The sequence below is a fragment of the Curtobacterium sp. MCLR17_044 genome (assembly GCF_003234435.1).
GTDB lineage: Bacteria > Actinomycetota > Actinomycetes > Actinomycetales > Microbacteriaceae > Curtobacterium > Curtobacterium flaccumfaciens.
This window is the reverse complement of sequence record NZ_QKTC01000019.1, coordinates 1-20,300: the sequence shown is the minus strand read 5'-3', so window position 1 is coordinate 20,300 and position 20,300 is coordinate 1. Positions and strand designations below refer to the sequence as shown.

At 68.2% G+C, this 20,300-nt stretch carries 19 protein-coding genes and 1 rRNA gene; 4 read left to right on the top strand and 16 right to left on the bottom strand.

The window, feature by feature from the left end:
* Positions 1–48: 48 nt before the first annotated feature.
* The gene (locus DEJ04_RS14040) at positions 49–1,302 is read left to right on the top strand and encodes an MFS transporter (protein WP_111032691.1); all 1,254 of its coding nucleotides are present in this window, start codon (positions 49–51) and stop codon (positions 1,300–1,302) included.
* Between the two features lie 132 nt (positions 1,303–1,434).
* Here DEJ04_RS14040 and DEJ04_RS14035 read toward each other — a convergent pair whose 3' ends face one another.
* Both DEJ04_RS14035 and DEJ04_RS14030 read right to left on the bottom strand, forming a co-directional pair.
* Complete coding sequence (locus DEJ04_RS14035; protein WP_071405873.1) at positions 1,435–1,884, bottom strand: TIGR02611 family protein; 450 nt, start codon at positions 1,882–1,884, stop codon at positions 1,435–1,437.
* A 130-nt stretch (positions 1,885–2,014) separates the two neighbouring features.
* Positions 2,015–2,347: a TraR/DksA C4-type zinc finger protein gene (locus DEJ04_RS14030; protein ID WP_111047483.1), complete on the bottom strand. Its 333-nt coding sequence runs from the start codon at positions 2,345–2,347 to the stop codon at positions 2,015–2,017.
* Between the two features lie 49 nt (positions 2,348–2,396).
* Between DEJ04_RS14030 and DEJ04_RS14025 the strand changes: the two genes are divergently transcribed.
* Positions 2,397–3,428, top strand: a complete 1,032-nt coding sequence (locus DEJ04_RS14025; protein ID WP_111047482.1) for an LLM class flavin-dependent oxidoreductase — start codon at positions 2,397–2,399, stop codon at positions 3,426–3,428.
* A gap of 185 nt (positions 3,429–3,613) precedes the next feature.
* Here the strand turns inward: DEJ04_RS14025 and DEJ04_RS14020 are convergent, their stop codons facing one another.
* Entirely contained in the window at positions 3,614–4,957 is a 1,344-nt protein-coding gene (locus DEJ04_RS14020; RefSeq protein WP_146248716.1) for a PIN-like domain-containing protein, read from the bottom strand.
* 255 nt (positions 4,958–5,212) lie between these two features.
* On the opposite strand from DEJ04_RS14020, the gene DEJ04_RS14015 reads away from it, so the two are divergent.
* Complete coding sequence (locus DEJ04_RS14015; RefSeq protein ID WP_111047480.1) at positions 5,213–7,435, top strand: phage infection protein; 2,223 nt, start codon at positions 5,213–5,215, stop codon at positions 7,433–7,435.
* Between the two features lie 57 nt (positions 7,436–7,492).
* Here the strand turns inward: DEJ04_RS14015 and DEJ04_RS18500 are convergent, their stop codons facing one another.
* Together DEJ04_RS18500 and DEJ04_RS14005 are read right to left on the bottom strand one after the other, a co-directional pair.
* Positions 7,493–8,017, bottom strand: a complete 525-nt coding sequence (locus DEJ04_RS18500; RefSeq protein ID WP_181437829.1) for a hypothetical protein — start codon at positions 8,015–8,017, stop codon at positions 7,493–7,495.
* A gap of 169 nt (positions 8,018–8,186) precedes the next feature.
* Positions 8,187–8,645 (bottom strand): ASCH domain-containing protein, encoded by a 459-nt coding sequence (locus DEJ04_RS14005; protein WP_220035571.1) that lies wholly within the window; start codon positions 8,643–8,645, stop codon positions 8,187–8,189.
* Between the two features lie 124 nt (positions 8,646–8,769).
* Here DEJ04_RS14005 and DEJ04_RS14000 point away from each other — a divergent pair, with 124 nt between their 5' ends.
* Positions 8,770–9,216, top strand: a complete 447-nt coding sequence (locus DEJ04_RS14000) for a DUF2510 domain-containing protein (RefSeq protein WP_111030659.1) — start codon at positions 8,770–8,772, stop codon at positions 9,214–9,216.
* A 12-nt stretch (positions 9,217–9,228) separates the two neighbouring features.
* Here DEJ04_RS14000 and DEJ04_RS13995 read toward each other — a convergent pair whose 3' ends face one another.
* The 11 genes from DEJ04_RS13995 to rrf form a co-directional block, all read right to left on the bottom strand.
* On the bottom strand, positions 9,229–10,209 hold the full coding sequence (locus DEJ04_RS13995; protein WP_111047477.1) for a site-specific tyrosine recombinase XerD: 981 nt from the start codon (positions 10,207–10,209) through the stop codon (positions 9,229–9,231).
* A 36-nt stretch (positions 10,210–10,245) separates the two neighbouring features.
* On the bottom strand, positions 10,246–10,845 hold the full coding sequence (locus tag DEJ04_RS13990; protein WP_111047476.1) for a DUF1349 domain-containing protein: 600 nt from the start codon (positions 10,843–10,845) through the stop codon (positions 10,246–10,248).
* Positions 10,842–11,417 carry an NUDIX hydrolase gene (locus DEJ04_RS13985; RefSeq protein ID WP_111047475.1) on the bottom strand — a complete coding sequence of 192 codons (576 nt, stop codon included), beginning with the start codon at positions 11,415–11,417 and terminating at the stop codon, positions 10,842–10,844. Before DEJ04_RS13985 ends, DEJ04_RS13990 begins: the two co-directional genes overlap by 4 nt.
* Positions 11,418–11,595: 178 nt before the next feature.
* Entirely contained in the window at positions 11,596–13,311 is a 1,716-nt protein-coding gene (locus DEJ04_RS13980; RefSeq protein WP_110864214.1) for a CTP synthase, read from the bottom strand.
* A 126-nt stretch (positions 13,312–13,437) separates the two neighbouring features.
* The gene (recN, locus tag DEJ04_RS13975; protein WP_111047474.1) at positions 13,438–15,132 is read right to left on the bottom strand and encodes a DNA repair protein RecN; all 1,695 of its coding nucleotides are present in this window, start codon (positions 15,130–15,132) and stop codon (positions 13,438–13,440) included.
* 16 nt (positions 15,133–15,148) lie between these two features.
* Entirely contained in the window at positions 15,149–16,072 is a 924-nt protein-coding gene (locus DEJ04_RS13970) for an NAD kinase (RefSeq protein ID WP_071245131.1), read from the bottom strand.
* On the bottom strand, positions 16,069–16,902 hold the full coding sequence (locus DEJ04_RS13965; RefSeq protein WP_111047473.1) for a TlyA family RNA methyltransferase: 834 nt from the start codon (positions 16,900–16,902) through the stop codon (positions 16,069–16,071). The genes DEJ04_RS13970 and DEJ04_RS13965 overlap by 4 nt, the downstream gene beginning before the upstream one ends.
* The gene (locus tag DEJ04_RS18495; protein ID WP_181422652.1) at positions 16,895–17,062 is read right to left on the bottom strand and encodes a hypothetical protein; all 168 of its coding nucleotides are present in this window, start codon (positions 17,060–17,062) and stop codon (positions 16,895–16,897) included. The genes DEJ04_RS13965 and DEJ04_RS18495 overlap by 8 nt, the downstream gene beginning before the upstream one ends.
* A 10-nt stretch (positions 17,063–17,072) precedes the next feature.
* Positions 17,073–18,062, bottom strand: coding sequence for an HAD-IIA family hydrolase (locus DEJ04_RS13960; RefSeq protein ID WP_111032681.1), 990 nt, complete (start codon positions 18,060–18,062; stop codon positions 17,073–17,075).
* A 13-nt stretch (positions 18,063–18,075) separates the two neighbouring features.
* Entirely contained in the window at positions 18,076–18,927 is an 852-nt protein-coding gene (locus DEJ04_RS18490) for a hypothetical protein (RefSeq protein ID WP_111047472.1), read from the bottom strand.
* A 1,269-nt stretch (positions 18,928–20,196) separates the two neighbouring features.
* Positions 20,197–20,300, bottom strand: a 5S ribosomal RNA gene (gene rrf / locus DEJ04_RS13945); the annotation flags it as partial.

Here is a 20,300-nt window from a genome sequence, read left to right as displayed (position 1 = left end):
GTGCGGTACGAATGCAGTCGTACTGCACGGTGATGGAAAGGGGTGCGCATGCACCAGTCAGCTCGTTCGGTCGCCGGGTTCTGGATCCTGGCGGCGATGCTCCTGGTCTCGGTCGCGTCGTCGGCCGTGCCGTCGCCGATCTACCCGGTCTACGCAGCCGAGTGGCACCTCACCCCGCTCATGCTCACCGGGGTCTTCGCCATCTACGTCGCCGGCCTGCTCGCGAGCCTGCTCGTCGCGGGTCGCCTGTCCGACCACGTCGGCCGCAAGCCTGTCCTGGTCGTCGGCGGCCTGGGTGTCGCACTGTCGCTCGGCTTGTTCGCGATGGCGGACGGGGTCGTCGCGCTCATCGTCGACCGGATCGTGCAGGGTGTCTCGGTCGGGCTGCTCATCGGGGCCCTCGGTGCGGCCCTCATCGACAACTCCCTCGAACGCCACCCGACCATGGCCGGCGTGCTGAACGGCGTCATCCCGCCGATCGCACTCGCCACCGGCGCGATGTCGAGCGGCGCGCTGGTGCAGTGGGGTCCGGCACCGGAGCAGCTCGTCTACCTGCTGTTCGGCGCGCTCCTCGTGCTGCTGGTGCTCGCACTGTTCGTCGTCCCCGAGCAGGTGCAGCGTCGTCCCGGCGCTCTTCGCTCCCTGCGTCCGACGATCAGCGTGCCGCGGTCCTCACGCCGGCTGTTCCGCGGCGTCGCCGGCTCGCTCGTCGCCAGCTGGGCCCTCGGCGGCATGTTCCTGTCGCTCGTGCCCTCGGCGCTGGGCACGGTGTTCGGCATCACCAACCACTTCGCCGCCGGTGCGCTCATCGCCGTGGTCACCGGCGTCGGCGCGCTGACCGGCCTGGCGATCCAGCGGATGGACACCCGTCGCGCGGTCCTGCTCGGACTCGTGGCCCTCGTGCTCGGCCCGATCGTCACCGTGTCGTTCGTGTTCGCGCACTCCCTGCCGGGCATGGTCGTCGGCAGCGCCATCGCCGGTGTCGGATTCGGCGCCGGGTTCCAGGCGCCGCTGCGGATGCTGCTCGCCACCGCTGCCCCGACCCACCGTGCCGGACTGCTCTCCACGATCTACGTCGTCAGCTACCTGGCGTTCGGGGTGCCCTCGGTCATCGGCGGCCTGCTCGAGCCCTCGGTCGGACTCGTCCCGGTCATCGCCGGGTACGGCGGTTTCATCGTGCTCGCCGCAGTCGTCGCCCTCGTGCTGCAACTGTCGTCGAAGGACGCCGCCGAGGTCGAGGAGCGCGCCGCCGAGGTCATCGAGCGCACCGCAACCGGCTCGATCCGGGTCGCGGCCGAGTAGGCACGGTCCGACGCGCATTCGGTGCGAGGTTGATTGCTCTGTGCGAGTCTGCAGCGCCGCACGGAGCCATCAACCTCGCACGCGGTGACCAGCGCCGCACGGTGCCGACAGCACCAGCGCCCGTCCGCGGCGCTAGTGGCCCGGTCGCGCCGAGTTCGTCCCGCGAGCGCGCGCACGCACCCCGACGGTCCGCGCTGCCCCGGTGTGCGCAGCATCGACGTCGGCCTTGCCCCGGTCCGCAGCATCGCGCAGACGCTTCGGCCCGTGCCGCTTGGCCCAGTCCCAGAAGCGGTGCAGCTGCGCCTTGAGCCACGTGATGATCTTGTGGAAGAAGTGGAACTCGCTCGCCAGCACCGTGAGGCCGATGAACACCACGAGCCACCCCGGGCCCGGCAGCGGCACCAGGATCAGCCCGATGATGACGACCAGCCCGCCCACCAGACCGACCAGCACCTTGTAGAGCAGGTGCACGTGCGGCCGCGCGTGGATCCAGGTGCGCAGGCGGTGGAACCACTGGAAGCGCTGGCGCGGCGCGCCGTCGGCCCGGGCTTCGCCGGGTCGGTCGTTCGGGTCGCCGTCCATGCCGAAAACGTAGGGCGCGCGGCTGGGAATCAGCGGCGCACGGGGTGGACGCGGGGTGCGCATGCCGGGAGGCGCGTGGCGGGGACAGCCCGCGCCTCCAGGCCGTCAGGCGGCACCGATCGCGTGCCCCTCACGCGTGCGCGACGCACGTCGCCGCCCACGGGACGGCGGCCAGCCGGGCCTCCGGGATCGGCTCGCCGCCGACCGTGCAGCGCCCGTAGGTGCCGTCGTCGAGTCGTACGAGCGCTGCGTCCACCTGGCGGATCCGCAGTTGGGCGCCGTCGCGGACCGCACCGAGCGAGCCGCGTTCCCAGGCCAGGGTCGCACCCTCCGGGTCGTGTTCGTCGTCGGAGTTCGCGTCCTGCCGGGCGTCGCTGACGTCACGCATGCTCCGCTCGACCTCGGCGAGCAGCCGTTCGTTGCGGGCGCGTTCGGCCTCGAGTGCGGGGCGGGGGTCCTCCATCCCGCCACGGTAGTCGCGGTGGAATGGCCCCGCCTCCGGATGCGTTCGCATGGACATGACGAAGATCGGGTTCCTGTCGTTCGGACACTGGCGTGACGTGCCGGGGTCGAAGGTGCGCAGCGGGCGGGAGGCCCTGGTGCAGGCGATCGACCTCGCGGTCGCAGCCGAGGAAGCCGGCGTCGACGGCGCCTACTTCCGCGTCCACCACTTCGCGCCGCAGCAGGCCGCGCCGTTCCCGCTGCTCTCCGCCATCGCCGCGAAGACCAGCCGGATCGAGATCGGCACCGGCGTCATCGACATGCGCTACGAGAACCCGCTCTACATGGCGGAAGAAGCCGCGGCCACCGACCTCATCTCCGGCGGGCGACTGCAGCTCGGTGTCTCGCGGGGATCACCCGAGACCGCCCTGGCCGGCTACCAGCAGTTCGGCTACGTGCCCGACGCCTCCGACGAGAACGGCGGCGACATGGCCCGAGCGCACACGAACGTGTTCCGCCGTGCGATCGCCGGCGAGCCGATGGCCAACGCCAACCCGCAGATGACCGGTTCGGTCGGGTCCCTGCCGATCTCCCCGCTGTCCGACTCGCTCGGCGACCGGATCTGGTGGGGTGCCGGCACCCGTGCCACCGCTGAGTGGACCGCCGAGCAGGGTATGCACCTGATGTCCTCGACCCTGCTGACCGAGGACACCGGCGTGCCCTTCGACCAGCTGCAGGCCGAGCAGATCGAGCGCTTCCGCCGGGTGTGGTCCGAATCGGGCTGGGACCGCGAACCGCGCGTCTCGGTCTCGCGCAGCATCATCCCGATCATCGACGACGAGTCGCGCCACTACTTCGGCGTGCGCGCCCAGGTCGAGGGGCAGGACCAGGTCGGGCACCTCGACGGCGGGCTGGCCCGGTTCGGCCGGTCCTACATCGGTGAGCCCGAACGGCTCGTCGCGGAGCTCGCGGCCGACCAGGCCGTCCGGGCTGCCGACACCGTGCTCGTCACCGTGCCGAACCAGCTTGGCGTTGATTTTTGTGTACGAATGCTGACGTCGATCGTGCGCGACATCGTGCCCGCATTGGGCACGCGCGTCTAAGCGACGAACTCACCCCCACAGCGCGGCCGATCTGTCCGCAAAGTACCAATGCCCAACTCCATCAGTCGGCTCACAACCATGCAGCCGATCTCGCCGCACCGCCCACAGGCGTCGCCAGCACCGATTCAGGGGTCGGCAGGAGAACAGCTCTCCGAAGTTCTCAACTGCGCCGACGGTCTCGTGGATCAGCTCTCGAGTTCGTCCAGAGCAAGCGATACATCATGCAACTCTTCTTCGATCGCTCGCACTCGCCGCTCCCAGACGGCAGTCATCCGTTCGTCTCGTGGCGGGCGCTGTCTGATGCCACGCTCCAGAGCTTCTCTCCGTTTGGCCAAGTGTGCCAGTCGGGTCTCCACAGCGGCGCGCTCTTCATAGGTCGAGGTGACTTGGAGCATATGCGCCTCGTCCCTGTAGGTCGGGTCGAGCTCGTCTACTTCATTGACGAGGCCCCGCCCGCGTGCTTCCAGGACCTGCCGCTGCGTCTCCAGGAACCGCTGCTCCTCGGTAAGAATCTCGAGCTCAGAATGCATGTCCGCCCGCTGTCTCAGGGGTTGGCCATCGGAGCGGTGCCGCTCGAGGTTCCGCAACTGGGCTTCTCGAAGGTGGACAAGCTGCTCCCGGCGCTCGTGCAGCACTCGTCGCGCCCGCTCGTTACCACTCGACACCTCCTCAACCTCGTCCAGGGAGTTGTCGCTCACCGCAATCTGCGTTCGCTCTTTCGCGTGTTTGAGAAACTGAAGCGGTTCATACAGGTGGATACGCTGTTCAGCCGACGCCCAATATTCATCAATGAGTTCGGGCCGCGCGCCCTGCGTCTTCCCCCGCTCAATGAGCCACCAATCTTCCTTGGCGTCGTCGGTCACGAAGATGACTGGTTTCTTCATGCGCTGGCCGAAGCTCAGGATCTCCTTCCAGATGATGAGATCCCCGTACTCGTTGCCGTTTGTCTTGTTCGCATCCTTGTACCCCGGCGGCACCTTGTTCTCGTAGCGTTGCTTGCCGTCGTCCTTGATGGCGTCTAGCTCCTCGCGGGAGAACCCTTGCCCGACCCGCTGTTCATATAGGTCACTGATACGGAGAAAGGTCTTTTCGGGATCACCATCGCCAGCGATCCATCTCTCATGCTGTTCCGCCTGGGCGTCGACCTTCGCCGAGAAGCGTTCGAAGAGCTTGTCCAGCTCCCTTGTTAGCTCATTGCGGTTGAGCGACGGGTGATGCTTGTACTCGTTGAGCTTGTTGTTGACGGCGTTCTTCGCCGTGTCAACGGACGCTTTGATCTTCGAAAAGGCATCCGCGGTATTGCTGATAACTTCGAGTCTTCGCCGCTGGAACTCAAGGCCGACCTGATGCGGAATCCAAAGTGAAGCACGAAGGCTTTCAAGCACACTCAAGAACTCGTCACGGGTACTTGGCGTGTAGCGGAAGAAGTTCAATAGCGTATTGGTATCCAGCACAATGATGCCCTCCATCCAAAGAGCATCAAGTTCGTCGCCGGACGGCGCGTAGTACGCCCTGAACACATCCCGCATGGTCATCCCTCCACCGCTGAGCGTTGCTCATCCTATCTGTCTCGCACCGGCCCATCTCGATCGCAGAAGTGGACGGTCGGGGTTTCGTGAAGGTCGCCCCGGCCCTTACCTTTGACATCAGCGGTCTTACCCGTCCGAGCGGAGGCTCACTGGTCACTGCAGCGTTGACCCCCGGTCGTCCAGCTCCCCGCACGCCAAGAAACCGGTTCGGACTGCCCCCTTGCTTGCTACCCAGTGCCGCTAGGATCCTGCGACATGAGGAACCTCCAACTCTCGCTCCGCAACTGTCACGGCATCCGAGAGCTAGACGCCACACTGCCGTTCGAGCGCTTGAGGAGGAACACCCCGGAGCCGCGACGAAGCATCGCGATCTACGCGCCGAACGGGACGATGAAATCCAGCTTCGCGAGGACCTTCCTTGACCTGGCTCGCGGCGAGGAGTCCTCCGACCATATCTTCCCTGACCGGGACACGGTCCGGAAGATCCACGACGACTCGGGGAACGAAATCACGCCGGAATCCGTCGCCGTCTTCTTGGCGTACGACGAACAGTACGCGCCGGACAAATACGCGACCACCTTGCTGGTGAATGCATCGCTTCGGAAGGAGTTCGAAAGCATCCAGAAGGGGCTGTCGAAGATTCAGGGCGATCTAACCAAAGAACTGAAGAAGACCGCACAGACCAAGCAAGATGTGGCTCAACTAGTCTCACAGGTCTTCACCAAAGAGGAGGACAACTTCTTTGAGGCTCTCACCCGGGTCAGCTACGAAGTCGAGGAGCTCGAGGAGCCCGTCTTTGCCGGAGTCCCTTACGACACTCTCTTCAACAGCAGCGTCGACAAAGTCCTTTCCGACCCGGACCTCAGCCACCTACTCGCCGACTATGTAAAGCGGCTGAACCAGCTTCTAGACGACTCCACTTTCTTCAGCCGGGAATCGTTCAACTACTACAACGCGGAAACCGTGAGCAAGAGCCTCGTGAGCCACGGTTACTTCAAGGCCAAGCACTCGCTCCTTCTCGCAGGCGAGTACGAACCCCATGAGATTTCGAGCGAGAACGAGCTCACGACTCTCATCATTGAGGAGAAACGACGCATCCACGAGGATCCAGACTTGGCAGCCGGGCTGGAACGGCTGGGCAAGGCCCTCAACGCCAATCAAGCTACACGCGACTTCTTCAAGTTCATCTCGGGACGCCCGGAACTCCTCGTTGAGTTCGAGAACATCGATCGCTTCAAGGAAAAGCTCTGGGTCTCCTATTTCAAGATTCACGACGAGCTTTTCGGTGAAGCGGTGCGTCTGCACAAGTCCTCGCGGGAGCGCCGCCGGGAAATCCTGAAGACAGCAGCGGCAGAGCGCACTCAGTGGGAAGAAGTCATCGAGCAGTTCAACGATCGCTTCGATGTACCGTTCAAGCTCATCCCGAAAAATCGCGTGCAGGTCATGCTCGCCCAGGAACCGTTTTTGACCGTGGACTTCGAGTTCGAAGACGGCGGCGGTTCCACGCAAGTGGACCGTGAACACCTCCTGCAGGTGCTGAGCACGGGCGAGAAGAAGGCGCTCTACATCCTCAACATCCTTTTCGAGGTGGAAGCTAGGCGAAAGTCCGGCGAGCTGAGCCTTTTCATCATCGACGACATTGCCGACTCCTTTGACTACAAAAACAAGTACGCCATCATTCACTATCTGAAGGAGATGGAGGCCGAGGCACATTTCCGGCTCGTGATCCTGACACACAACTTTGACTTCCTGCGCACCATCCGCGGTCGGGAGGTAGTCAGCTGGGGTGGCTGTTTCGTCGCAGAGAAAAGCACCGATCGCGTTCGTTTTGAAGCGATGAACAGTCAGCTCATTCAGAACCCATTCGAAGGCGACCTTAAGGGCAAGATGTTCACGAACGCTCGTGAACGCATCGCGTGTATCCCATTCGCTCGCAACATCCTTGAATACAGCCGGGGCAATCAGGACTCAAGCTACCTCCGGCTCACCTCTCTACTGCACCTCAAGACAGATTCGCGTGCAATCACTCAAGCAGACCTCGACGCCTTGTTCCATACGACCTTCATGGGGACCGAGGCGAACGCCTGGTCCGAGGGGGACGAGACCGTCATTGACGCGATTTGGCACGAAGCGGATGAATGCCTCGACGCGGATGAAGGCGTGAACTTCGCGAACAAGATCGTTCTCGCGATTGCACTCCGTCTCCGCGCAGAGTCGTACATGTTGAAGCTGATCAGCGACCCCAACGCGACCGACGCGATCACAAAGAATCAGACCTGGGCGCTATTTAAGCTGGTCGAAGAGGGCGGCACTGCACAGCCAGAAGAACTCCGGGTACTTCGATCAGTACTTCTGACGACGGCGGAGACGCTTCACCTTAACTCGTTCATGTACGAGCCAATCATCGACATGTCGGATCAGTCGCTCCGCGCGCTGTACTCGAAGGTCACGACGCTCGATCGCGCTGCCGCCTCGTGATGCTGAGAGGAGCTGGGTAGTGGCATGTAGCCAGCTCCTCTCCACTCGAACGGTGGATCACCTCCAGAGCGGATCAATCCTGGAAGCGAATCGTTCGGCACTCTGCCGGCCTGGCTTCCCCTTCCTGATGGCGACCCACTGGAACTCACCCCGAAGCAGCTTGTTGAGTTCCGCGGTTTCCTCGTCTGTAGCGGCGAAGGGAAGTTCCTGCACCCGATCATTGTTCCGGGCCGGACTGGGGTACACCTTAGAAGGTTCGTCATCGTCGGACTCCCCGACGCGAGCACCGGCGGTGGAAGGCAAGGCCGGGGTCACTCGTAAGAACTGTCCTCGCAGCTCCAACAGCTCATCGAGCGCATCGCTGGATCGACGCAGCGGGCTGACTGGTGCCGAATGAGCTGCCTTGAACTCGTCCCGCTGAGACTCTAGCTTCTTGGCTCTTGCATCGAGAAGTTCCACTTCCGGGAAGGCAATCGCCGCAGTCAAGGTGCCCGCTTGATAGGCGTCAAGCAGCTTGCGGACTTTAGGCCTGGCTTGCTTCAGTTCCTCATTTCCGGGGAAGTCCTCATCTGTGACCGGCACGACGATGAATGTACATTATTAGCAATGCCGAACCCACTCGGTGTGGACTTCAACGCCCGGCTGCTCGCCGCCGTGAAGGACGTGTTCACCGAGGTCGACGCGGAGCCGGTCCCAGCCTGACCCCGGATCGGTCTCGGGCTCGGGCTCGGGCCTGGTCTCGGGCTCGGGCTCAGCCGTTCGGCCAGAGCAGCCGGAACCGCTCGCACACGACCGGCATGTCCGGCGCGAACCCCCGCGGGTTCTCCGAGTGTGCGCGCCAGAACGCCTCGTGCACGGTCCGCCAGTGGTCGAGCGTCCGGTGTCCTTCCCCCTCGGCCCAGGCGTGGTCGGCGTCGACCTGGTCGAACGGCACCACCCGGACCGCCGTCGTCTCGATGACGGCACGGGGCGCACCCGAGCCGTCGGTCACGATGCTCACCTCGTCGGCCGCGGGCAGCGGATCGCCGGTCGCCTCGTAGTCCCAGAGCGACGACGCCGTGCCGACCTTGACCCCGTCGAGCACGAGCTGCAGGAGCGCGTCCGCCTGCTCCGGGGTCGCGCCGAAGGACCACGCCTCCGGCACGGCCTCCGGAAGGCTCGGACGCTCGCTGCGTCGCGCGGTCCAGAAGTCGTCGAGCGTCGAGGGCACGCCCCGACCGTAGTGCACCGGTCCGGTCCCCCCTTGTGCTGACACCCGGCTGGGGACTGGGGCGAGGCCGACCGCGCTCCTAGGCTCGGGAGCGTCGATCCACCCCGCACCTCGAGGAGCAACCGTGACGCTGCCGGCCGCAGGCTGGTTCCCGGACCCGCAGGACGCCCGTCGTCTGCGCTGGTGGGACGGTCGCACCTGGGGCGCAGCCACGCGGGTCCCCGCGGCTGCTGCTGACCCGGTCACGCCGATCGTCGTCGCGCCGGTGGGGCCGTCGTTCTCGGTGCAGACCGCGGCGATCCGGACGGACGCGTGGGCATCGGGCACCGCCGGCGACCGTCGGCTCTGCGTGTTCACGGTGCTCGCGGTGCTGCTCGCCGTGGTCTCGGTCGTCGCGAACCCCTGGGGCCTGGCGGGACTGCTCGCCGTGGCGTGCGGGGTCATCGGCATCGTGCGTCCCGGGGCCGTCGGTGCCTGGGCGGTCTTGGCGCGGAGCGCTTCGGCGAGCGCCCTAGTCGTCGCGGTGACGACGACCGCCATCGCCGCGTCGGCCCAGTTCCACCTGTTCTGAGGGCGGGCCTGCCTACCGCCGCGCCCGCGGGTGCGCCGTCTGGTACACGTCCCGCAGCATGTCCGCCGTGACCATCGTGTAGATCTGCGTCGTGGCGACACTCGCGTGCCCGAGCAACTCCTGCACCACACGCACATCGGCACCGCCCTCGAGCAGGTGCGTCGCGAACGAGTGCCGGAACGTATGGGGTGACACGTGCGCCTCCAGGTCGGCGGCAGCAGCGGCGGCCTGGATCACGAGCCAGGCACTCTGCCGCGACAATCGCGATCCACGGGCCCCGAGGAACAGCGCCGGCGTCGATGGCCCTCGTGCCGCGAACACCGGCCGTGCCCGCACCAGGTACGCGTCGATCGCTGCCCGGGCGAAGCTGCCGAGCGGCACGATCCGCTGCTTGTTGCCCTTGCCCGTGACCTTCACGACCGAGAGCTCGCCGTCGGCGTCCGACAGCGTCGTCACGTCGTCGACCGACAGCCCCACCGCCTCGGAGATCCGCGCGCCGGTGGCGTAGAGCAGCTCGAGCAGGGCCTTGTCCCGCAGCTGAACGGGGTCGTCGGCGTCGACGGACACCGCCCCGAGCAGCCGTTCCATGTCCTCGACGGGGATCGCCTTCGGTAGCCGCATCGGAGCCTTCGGGGGCCGGACGGCGGTGCCGGGGTCGAGCGGCAACCAGCCCTCTCCCGCGGCGAAGGCGGTGAACGAACGGACCGAACTGAGCATCCGCGCGATCGACCGTGGCGCCAACGGTCCCGATGGTCGCGTGGCGAGGTGCTCGACAAACCCCGAGACGTCCGCCCGCGCCAAACGTGCCACGTCCTGCAGCGCCGAGGATCCCCCGGCCCGGTCCGCACCGTCCGACTCGACGACCGGAGCGGCCGCCAACCACGACGTGAACACGGCGAGGTCCCGCCGGTACGCCGACAACGTGTGCTGCGAGAGTCCCCGCTCGATCGCGACGTGCCGCAGGTACGTCTCCGCGGCACGGTCGAGGGGCATCACCTCAGCAGGCTAACCGGCGCGGGTCACCTGCCGTCAGTGCAACGCCTCGTCCGGCGTGCCCACGCGGAACTCGGTGAACGTCACGGTCAGCCCGGCCCGCGTCGGCCCGGCGCACAGCAGACCCGCGGACACGACGGCGTCCGGGTCGAGGTATGCGACCCGGACGAGTCGGGGCTCCTCACCCTCGGCCCACGCCCGGATCGTCACGGCGTCGCCATCGCGGCTCGCGCGGACGGTCACCACCCGGCCCACCCACTCCGGCACGGGCGACACCGACCAGTCCGAGAACCCCCGCGTCACCACGGCGCCGAGCTGCGGCGCTCCGTCCGAGAACTCCACACCGGCCTTGATCCAGGTCTGTTCGTCGACGCGCAGGAACACCCCGGCCTGGTCGAACTGCTCGGCGTAGTCGAGCACGAACGACGCCTCGACCGAGAACGGCCCGTCCGTCGGCTGCAGCAGCGCGTGCTCGGAGTCGTGCACGAACCCGTACGAGGTCGTCCGCCAGGCGTCACTGCCCTCGACCGCGGTGACGCGGAACACGTCGCCGTCGAACTCGGCGGCGTCCGGCTCGTGCGTCCACGTCCCCGTGGCGACCAGCTCGCGCAGACCGTCGGCCGCTGACCCGCTCACTTGCCGCGCTGTTCGATGGCCTCGACGGCGAGCGTCGCGACGACGAGGGCCGAGTTGTTGAGCCGACCACCCAGGATCCCCTCGAGCAGCTCCGCCCGCGGGACCCAGCGCGTCACGATGTCGGCCTCTTCCGCCTCGCGCTCGAACGCGGACTCGGTCGATCGCACACCGCGCGCCCGGTAGATCTGGATGAACTCGTCGCTGCCACCCGAGGACGTGTTGTAGCGGACCAGGGGCTCCCACATGTCGGCCTCGAGGTCGGCCTCCTCGCCCAGCTCGCGCTTCGCAGCAGTCAGGTGGTCCTCGCCCTCCATGTCGAGCAGGCCGGCGGGCAGCTCCCAGTCGCGCAGCCGCACCGGGTGCCGGTACTGCTGGATGACCAGGACGCGGCCCTCGTCGTCCTCGGCGTACACGGCGACGGCGCCCGTGTGGTCGATGTACTCGCGGACCATCGAGTCGCCGTTGTACGCGACGGTGTCGCGGCGCACGTCCCAGACGGCGCCCTCGTACACCACGGTGGATTCGGTGACCTCGAAGGAGGCGGACTCGTCAGCGATCGGTGCGTCTGTCACGGCTCCATCCAAGCACGCGTGCGCCGGGCGCCCCCGTCGGAACCAGGTTCCGGACACAGCACCGCGTCGTTCCGCGGTTCCGTGTCCGGAACCAGGTGCCGTGGACGCGACCCCGGACGGACGGGAGGCGCGGTGCCAGCTGGCACCGCGCCTCCCGTCCGATCGTGGAGACCGGCGCTTACGCGACCTGCTCCTCGGTCTGCGGGTCGAACAGGCTGGACGCCTCGTGGCGCTCGATCGCGGCCGCGACGAGCCCCGCGAACAGCGGGTGCGCATCGGTCGGACGCGAGCGGAGCTCCGGGTGCGCCTGCGTGGCGATGTAGAACGGGTGCACGTCGCGCGGGAGCTCGACGTACTCCACCAGCGTACCGTCGGGCGAGGTGCCCGAGAAGACGAGGCCGGCGTCCGCGATCTGCTCGCGGTACTTGTTGTTCACCTCGTAGCGGTGACGGTGCCGCTCGGAGGCCTCGGGCGCTCCGTACAGCTCCGCCGCCAGCGAGCCCTCGGTGAACGACGCCGGGTACAGGCCCAGGCGCATCGTGCCACCCAGGTCGCCGCCGGCGATGATGTCGACCTGCTCCGCCATCGTCGCGATGACCGGGGTGGAGGTCTCCGGGTCGAACTCGGTGCTCGACGCGTCGGTCAGACCGACCTCGTGGCGGGCGTACTCGATGACCATGCACTGCAGGCCGAGGCACAGGCCGAGCGTCGGGATGCCCTGCTCACGCGCGAACTTCAGCGCGCCGAGCTTGCCCTCGATGCCGCGTACGCCGAACCCACCGGGGATGCAGATGCCGTCGACGTCGCCGAGCTGCTTCGCCGCGCCCTCGGGCGTGGTGCAGTCGTCGGACACGACCCACTTCAGCGTCACCTTGGCGTCGTGCGCGAAGCCGCCGGCACGGAGCGCCTCCGTGACGGACAGGTAGGCGTCCGGCAGGTCGATGTACTTGCCGACCAGGGCGATCGTGACGGCCTTCTTCGGCTCGTGCACGGCCTTCAGCACCGGGGTCCACGCGGTCCAGTCGACCGGACCGGCGTCGAGCTTGAGCGCCTCCACGATGACCTGGTCGAGGCCCTGGTTGTTCAGCAGCGTCGGCAGGTCGTAGATCGAGGGGACGTCGACGGCGTTCACCACGGCGTCCTCGTCGACGTCGCACATCAGCGCGATCTTGCGCTTGTTCGACTCCGACACCGGACGGTCCGACCGCAGCACGAGCGCGTCGGGCTGGATGCCGATCGACCGGAGCGCGGCGACGGAGTGCTGCGTCGGCTTGGTCTTCTGCTCACCCGAGGCGTTCATGAACGGCACCAGCGAGACGTGCACGAAGAACACGTTGTTGCGGCCGAGCTCGTGCCGCACCTGACGGGCGGACTCGATGAACGGCTGCGACTCGATGTCGCCGACGGTGCCACCGACCTCGGTGATGATGACGTCGGGCTGGGGGTCGTTCTGCGCCTGCTCGCGCATCCGGCGCTTGATCTCGTCGGTGATGTGCGGGATGACCTGCACCGTGTCGCCGAGGTACTCGCCGCGACGCTCCTTGGCGATCACCGTCGAGTACACCTGACCGGTCGTGACGTTCGCGGCCTGCGACAGGTTGATGTCGAGGAAACGCTCGTAGTGCCCGATGTCGAGGTCCGTCTCCGCACCGTCGTCGGTCACGAAGACCTCGCCGTGCTGGAACGGGTTCATGGTGCCCGGGTCCACGTTGAGGTACGGGTCGAGCTTCTGCATGACGACCTTGAGGCCGCGAGCCGTGAGCAGGTTGCCGAGGCTGGCCGCCGTCAGGCCCTTGCCGAGAGACGAGACGACCCCGCCGGTCACGAAGATCTGCTTCGTCACCTTCGGGGTCGAGTTCGAAGAATTGGTACCGCCGCTGAGAGTGTCCGCCACGGGATTCCATCGTACGTCAGAACTGCCGGGAGGCGCGACCTCGGTTCGCCGTGGGCGTTGCGCGGGTGGGTGGCCGGGTCCTCGGGCCGTGGCCGGGTCGGCGGGCGGCACCCGCCTGCTTGGTCGTCAGGCTCGCTGGCCGGCCACGTCGAGCAGCTCGCGGGCGTGCTCGATGCCGCTGGCGCTGTCACCGAGTCCGGAGAGCAGCCGTGCCATCTCCTGCAGCCGGTCCTCGCCCTCGAGCCGGCGCACGCTCGACGACGTGACGGCCCCGCTGGCGTCCTTCACGACGTTGAGGTGGTTGTTCGCGAAGGCCGCGACCTGGGCCAGGTGCGTGACGACGATGACCTGCGTGCGCTCGGCGAGCTTCGCCAGCCGTCGGCCGATCTCGATCGCCGCCGCCCCGCCGACACCGGCGTCGACCTCGTCGAAGACGAACGTCGGCACCGTGGTGCTGCCGGCCATGACGACCTCGATCGCGAGCATCACGCGCGACAGCTCACCGCCGGACGCCCCCTTGCCGATCGGCCGGGGGTCGGTGCCGGAGTGCGGCTGGAGCAGGATGGTGACCTGGTCACGGCCGTGCCGGCGGTACTCGCCGGCGTCGGTGACCTCGACCACCAGGGTCGCGCCACCCATCGCGAGGGTCTTCAGCTCAGCGGTCACGCGCTTCGCCAGGTCGGTCGCCGCCTTGGTGCGCGCCGTCGTGAGCGCGGCGGCGGCGGACTCGAGCGCCTGCTCGTCCTGCTCGACCGACTGCTGCAACGCCGCGATCCGGTCGTCGTCGCCGTCGAGCTCGAGCAGCCGGTCGCTCGCGCGCTGTCCGTAGGCGATGACGTCGTCCACCGTCTCGCCGTACTTGCGGGTGAGGCCGGCCAGCAGGGCTCGGCGTTCGTTGATGAGTTCGAGGTCGTGCCCGGCCTCGGGTTCCAGGGAACCGAGGTAGCTCGAGATGCTCGCTGAGGCCTCGGCCGCCTGGATCCCGAGCTCCGTGAGCTGCTCGAGCACCGGCTGCAGGGCACTGTCCGACGACGCGACGCGCTCCACGGCACGGCGTGCGGACTCGACCAGGCCGACGACGTCGGAGACGCCGTCGAGGGACTCGCTGGACAACGCCTCGTGCGCCAGGGCAGCGGACAACCGGAGCTCCTCGAGGTTGCCCAACCGTTCGGCGCGTTCGGCCAGCTCGACGTCCTCGCCGGGCTGCGGGTCGGCGGCCTCGATCTCGTCGGAGGCCGCGCGGATCCGCTCGGCCTCGGCCACACGGTCGTCCCGGTCGCGGACCAGGACCTCGAGGTCACCGGCGTGCTGCTGCCAGGCGTCGTACGCGGCGACGTACCGGGCGAGGGCCTTCTCGAGCGAGGCTCCCCCGAACCCGTCGAGGGCAGCCCGCTGCGCCGTTGCCGAGGTCAGGCGGATCTGGTCCGACTGCCCGTGCACGGTGACGAGCTGGTCGGCGAGCTCGCCGAGCACCGCCACGGGCGCACTCCGACCGCCCACCGTGGCACGGCTGCGCCCCTCGGCGGAGACCGTGCGGGTGAGGATGAGTTCGCCGTCCTCGACGGTGCCGCCGGCGTCCTCGACGCGTTCGGCGACGGCGTCCTGCTCGGGGACGTGCCAGCGACCTTCGACGACGGCGCTGGAGGCTCCGCGTCGCACCGAGCCGGCATCGGCCCGCGCACCGAGCAGCAGCCCGAGCGCGGTGACGATCATCGTCTTGCCCGCACCGGTCTCCCCGGTGACGACGGTGAAGCCCGGCCCGAGTTCGAGCGTGGTCTCACCGATGACACCGAGGTCGCGGATTGCGATCTCCTCGATCATCGGTCGTCCTCCGTGCTCATCGGTCGTCCTCGTCGCTCTGGGGGCCGCGCCACCCGGCGACGGGCAGCTGGAACTTCGCGACCAGGCGGTCGGTGAACGGAGCGTCCTTGAGTCGGGCGACCCGCACCGGGTCGGGCGAACGCCGGACCTCGACACGGGCGCCCGGGGGCAGGTCGTGGGTCCGTCGGCCGTCGCACCAGAGCACACCGACGCCGCTCGTGCGCCGCAGGACCTCGATCGCGAGCGTGCAGTCCGGCCCGACGACGATCGGTCGGGCGAACAGGGCGTGGGCGCTCAGCGGCACCATGAGCAGCGCGTCGACGTCCGGCCACACGATGGGGCCACCGCCGGAGAACGAGTACGCCGTGGAGCCGGTCGGGGTCGACACGACCACGCCGTCGCAGCCGAAGGACGACAGCGGGCGGCCGTCGACCTCGGTGACGACCTCGAGCATCCGCTCCCGCGAGGCCTTCTCGATCGTGGCCTCGTTCAGCGCCCAGCTCGAGTAGACGATCTGGTTGCCGACGACCACGTCGACCTGCAGGGTGACGCGTTCCTCGACGTTGTACTCGCCGGACAGCGCACGCTCGACCGTCTCGGACAGGCCGTCACGTTCGCTCTCGGCCAGGAACCCGACGTGCCCGAGGTTCACCCCGATCAGCGGAGCGCCGGTGTTCCGCACGAGTTCGGCCGCGCGGAGGATCGTGCCGTCGCCACCGAGCACGATGACGATCTCGAGCTGGTTCGGCTGGACGTCGACGCCGAGGATGTCGACCTTGCCGACCGACGCTTCGGCACGACGGATGTCGGCGTACTCGTCGAAGGGCATGACGGGCGTGAGACCGGCCGCGTGCAGGAGGTCGCAGACCTCGACCGCAGCGTCGATCGAGTCACGGCGACCCGTGTGGGACACGAGCAGGATGTGCCGTTCGTCACTCATGAAGACCCTTCCGTGAGTTCGGTCGCCCGGACTCTCCATTCTGTCGGATTGCCCCCGACACCGCGCTGGAAGCGGGCCAGGTACTCGTGATTGCCGTGTGTCCCGACGATCGGGGACGCGGCGAGCCCACTGGTGCCGAGGCCCAGGTCCCACGCCGCCCACAGCACGTTCATGAGCGCGTCGTTCCGGAGCCCGGCGTCGTGCACGATGCCCTCGCGCACACCGCCACGACCCACTTCGAACTGGGGCTTCACCAGGAGCACGAACTCGTCCGCGGGGACGGCTTCGGCCAGCGCCGGCAGGACGAGTCGGAGCGAGATGAAGGACAGGTCCCCCACCACCAGGCTCGTCTCGGCGGCGGTGCCGTCGAGCGCCAGGTAGTCGGCGCGCGTGAGGTTCCGCGCGTTCGTCCCCTCGACCACGGCGACGCGTTCATCGAGCGCGATGGTGGGGTGCAGCTGTCCGTGCCCCACGTCGAGCGCGATGACACGGCGCGCGCCGCGTGCGAGCAGCACCTGGGTGAACCCACCGGTGCTCGCGCCCACGTCGAGCACGACCCGGTCGGCGGGGTCGACGTCGAACGCGTCGAGTGCGCCGACGAGCTTCCGGCCCGCACGCGAGACCCACTCGTCCGCGGCGTCGACTTCGATGTCCGCGTCGGATGCGGTCGGCGTCGACGGCTTCAGGACAGCACGGCCGCCCACGAGCACCCGGCCGTCCTGGATCAGCTTGCTGGCGACGGTGCGCGACCGTGCGAGCCCGCGTGCAGCGAGGAGGGCGTCGAGGCGGACCGGGGTCGCGTCGTGCACGGCTCCGTCCGGCTCAGGCACTCGCGGAGCCGCCGCTCTCGAGCCGCGTCCGCAGCTCGTCGTGCAGGGCGGAGAAGGCGTCGGCGCGGTCGGCGAGCGGCAGGGCCTCGGCCTCGGCGGTGCGCGCGGCGAAGGCGTCCTGCTGCTCGGGTTCGGCGGACGGCTGCTCGGGGTTCGGCACGTCCGACACGCTACTCGCCGCCGTACAGCTGCGGGTCCACGTCGAGGCCGTAGATGGCCAACCCGGACTCCCAGATGAGCGTCGAGCCGGCACGGAGCCGATCGATGTCCGTCCCGGCGTCGAGCACCCGGACGACGTGCCCGCGCATCGCCACCGTCGCAGTACCGACGGTCACGTACCGGGTGCCGTCCTCGTCCTCGCGCCGCACCGTCTCCGGGTACGGCTGGGACAGCCCCCGAAGGTCTTCGAGCACGTAGGTGGGACGCGAGCGCTGGTCGGCCGCGAGCACCTGCTTCGCCTTGTCGATGCCGGTGAGCACGAGCACGCTCGGGATCCCGACGTCGTTCGCGCCCTTGATGTCGGTGTCCAACCGGTCCCCGATGAACAGGGTCCGACCGCCGCCGAAGCGCTCGACCGCCGTGTCGAAGATCGGCCGCTCGGGCTTGCCGGCGACGACGGGCATCCGGCCGACCGCCTGGTGCACGGCGGACACGAGCGTGCCGTTGCCGGGCGCGATGCCCCGCTCGACCGGGATCGACCAGTCCATGTTCGTGGCCACCCACGGCACGTCCGGGTCGGCCAGGGCGAAGGAGGCCTCGGCCAGTTCCTTCCAACCGAGGTCCGGTGAGAAGCCCTGGATGACCGCTGCCGGGGAGTCCTCGGCACTCGAGGTGACCGTGAACCCGGCTTCCTCGACGATGCTGGACAGCCCGAGCCCGCCGGTGACCAGGACGGTCGCTCCGGCCGGCACCAGGGTCGCGAGCAGCTGGACGCCGGCCTGTGACGAGGTGACGACGTCGCCCTCGGACACCTCGAGCCCGTAGCGCTCGAGGTGCTCGGCGACGTCGATCGGCCGGCGCGATGCGTTGTTCGTGATGTAGCCCACCCGCGCCGTGAGCGATGCCCGGGTCAGGGCTTCGACCGCGTGCGGGATGGCGTTACGGCCCCGGTAGACGACGCCGTCGAGGTCGGTGAGGACCACGTCGACGCCGTCGGTCAAGGCCGCCGAGTGCTCAGCCGGCTGCGGAGCCGTCGACGTCGCGGGGGTTGTCGTCGTCGATCTCGCCGGGCTCGTCAGCTGCGGAGGTGTCGTCGTCGAGGTTGTCGAGGGCGGGTTCGTCATCGAGGTCGTCGTCGATGTCGTCGGCGGATTCGTCGTCGCCGTCGAGTTCGTCGGTCGCGACGTCGTCGGCTCCGAGGCCATCGGCGTCGTCGTCTCCGGCGTCTCCGTGTTCTTCGACTTCGAGCGTTTCCTCGACCACATCAACTGTCTCCCAAGCGTTGTCGTCCGCGATTTCGGCGAGGGCCGCTGCCGCGCGGTCCACACGGGCCCACCACTCGTCGGCCTCGTCCTGTCGACCGAGCTCCTCGAGCGTGGCCGCGTAAGCACTGTAGAGCGCCGGGGACCACGTGTAGGCGGTGGACGGGTCGAGCTGTGGAATCTCCAGCTCGCCGAGGGCGGCTGTGGGATTCCCGAGGTCGAGACGAGCGCCGGACATGGCGATCGCGAGCTCGACCTGCACCGGGGTCTCGAGGGCCGAGCGCTCGACCGAACGACCGAGCTCGAGTGCCCGCTCCGGACGGCCCAGGCCACGCTCGCAGTCCACCATCATCGGGAGCTGGTCGTTGCGACCGGAGATCCGACGGTAGGTGCGGAGCTCCCGGAGCGCGGTGGCGAAGTCGCCGAGGCGGTACGCGGTGATCGCCGCCGTCTCGCGGACGACACCGACACGACCGGCACGACGAGCAGCGCTCAGGGCGTGCTGGTTGGCCGTCTCGGGGTCGTCGTCGACGAAGAGCGCAGCGGCCACGAGGTGACGCGCAACCCAGTCGGCGTTGTCCTTGCTGAGGGTCTTCAACTCCATCCGGGCCGCGGGGTCGAGGTCGCGCGCCTGGATCTCCTCGGGGATCTCCGGGTCGTCGTGGCGCGGACGGATCGACTTGGTGCCGTAGGGGTCGCGGTCCTCCCAGTCGTCGCGCGCGGCCTCACCGAAACGGGCGCCGGCGTGACGGCTGCCGTCACCGAAACGACGACGGTCTTCGCCGCCGTCGCGAGCCGGGCGATCCGACGAACCGCCGCGGAACGGACGGTCGGACGAACTACCACGGTACGGGCGGTCCCCGTCACGAGCGGGACGATCGGAGCCCCCGCGGTACGGGCGGTCCCCGTCACGAGCGGGACGATCGGAGCCCCCGCGGTACGGGCGGTCCCCGTCACGAGCGGGACGATCGGAGCCCCCGCGGTACGGGCGGTCGCCATCGCGACGCGGACGGTCAGAACCGCCCTGGAAGGGTCGGTCCCCGTCACGGCGGGGCCGGTCTGAGGACCCGCCACGGTACGGACGATCACCATCACGCGCCGGGCGGTCTGACGAGCTACCGCGGTACGGACGATCGCCATCACGACGCGGACGGTCTGAACCACCCTGGAACGGGCGGTCACCGTCACGACGCGGACGATCAGAACCTCCGCCACGGAACGGACGATCCCCGTCACGAGCCGGGCGGTCGGAGCCACCACGGAACGGACGATCGCCATCGCGTCGCGGACGATCGGCACCGCGCGGACCATCGCCACGCGGCGGTCGGCCGGAGTCACCACGGTCACCCTGCCACGACGGACGGTCGTTCCGGTCGCCGGACCGGAACGGACGATCCCCATCGCGACGCGGAGCGCTGTCCCGGCGGGGTGCACCGTCACGGAACGGACGGTCTCCACCCTGCGGACGATCACGACGGTCGCCTTCGCGGCGCTCGAACTCACGAGGACCGGACGACCAACGACCATCGCTCTGGCCGTCCCGACGCGGAGCGCCGTCGCGACGCGGGAACCGGTCGCCGTCCCGCCGGGGTCGATCTCCGCGGTCCCCGTCGTTCCGCCGCTGATCGTCGTCGTTCGCCACCGTTGCTCCTCATCGCGTGCCCGGTGCAGTGCCTCGGGCGTTCGTCCGCTGTGTCGTTGTGTTGGGTGCCGCGTCGGTCACCCGACGTCGGCCTCCAGTCCATCACGAACCAGAGCCGGCGTCGAGCGAACGGCGGCAGAAACAGAAATGGCCACCGGCCCCGACCGAGAACGAGGGTTTCCCCTGCAAATTCTCGATGGAGGGCCGATGGCCACATCTTTCATACGTTAAGTCCGGCGGCGTCCTACTCTCCCACAAGGTCCCCCTTGCAGTACCATCGGCGCTGAGAGGCTTAGCTTCCGGGTTCGGAATGTGACCGGGCGTTTCCCTCTCGC

Bases quoted from the DNA above. Each gene is read 5' to 3' on its own strand.
- recN (WP_111047474.1), bottom strand. From the start codon at position 15,132: ATGATCGAGGAGATCGCAATCCGCGACCTCGGTGTCATCGGTGAGACC.
- DEJ04_RS14035 (WP_071405873.1), bottom strand. From the start codon at position 1,884: ATGGACGGCGACCCGAACGACCGACCCGGCGAAGCCCGGGCCGACGGC.
- DEJ04_RS13995 (WP_111047477.1), bottom strand. From the start codon at position 10,209: ATGCCCCTCGACCGTGCCGCGGAGACGTACCTGCGGCACGTCGCGATC.
- DEJ04_RS14040 (WP_111032691.1), top strand. From the start codon at position 49: ATGCACCAGTCAGCTCGTTCGGTCGCCGGGTTCTGGATCCTGGCGGCG.
- DEJ04_RS13970 (WP_071245131.1), bottom strand. From the start codon at position 16,072: ATGAGTGACGAACGGCACATCCTGCTCGTGTCCCACACGGGTCGCCGT.
- DEJ04_RS18490 (WP_111047472.1), bottom strand. From the start codon at position 18,927: ATGGAGTTGAAGACCCTCAGCAAGGACAACGCCGACTGGGTTGCGCGT.
- DEJ04_RS14030 (WP_111047483.1), bottom strand. From the start codon at position 2,347: ATGGAGGACCCCCGCCCCGCACTCGAGGCCGAACGCGCCCGCAACGAA.
- DEJ04_RS14020 (WP_146248716.1), bottom strand. From the start codon at position 4,957: ATGCGGGATGTGTTCAGGGCGTACTACGCGCCGTCCGGCGACGAACTT.
- DEJ04_RS14025 (WP_111047482.1), top strand. From the start codon at position 2,397: ATGGACATGACGAAGATCGGGTTCCTGTCGTTCGGACACTGGCGTGAC.
- DEJ04_RS14015 (WP_111047480.1), top strand. From the start codon at position 5,213: ATGAGGAACCTCCAACTCTCGCTCCGCAACTGTCACGGCATCCGAGAG.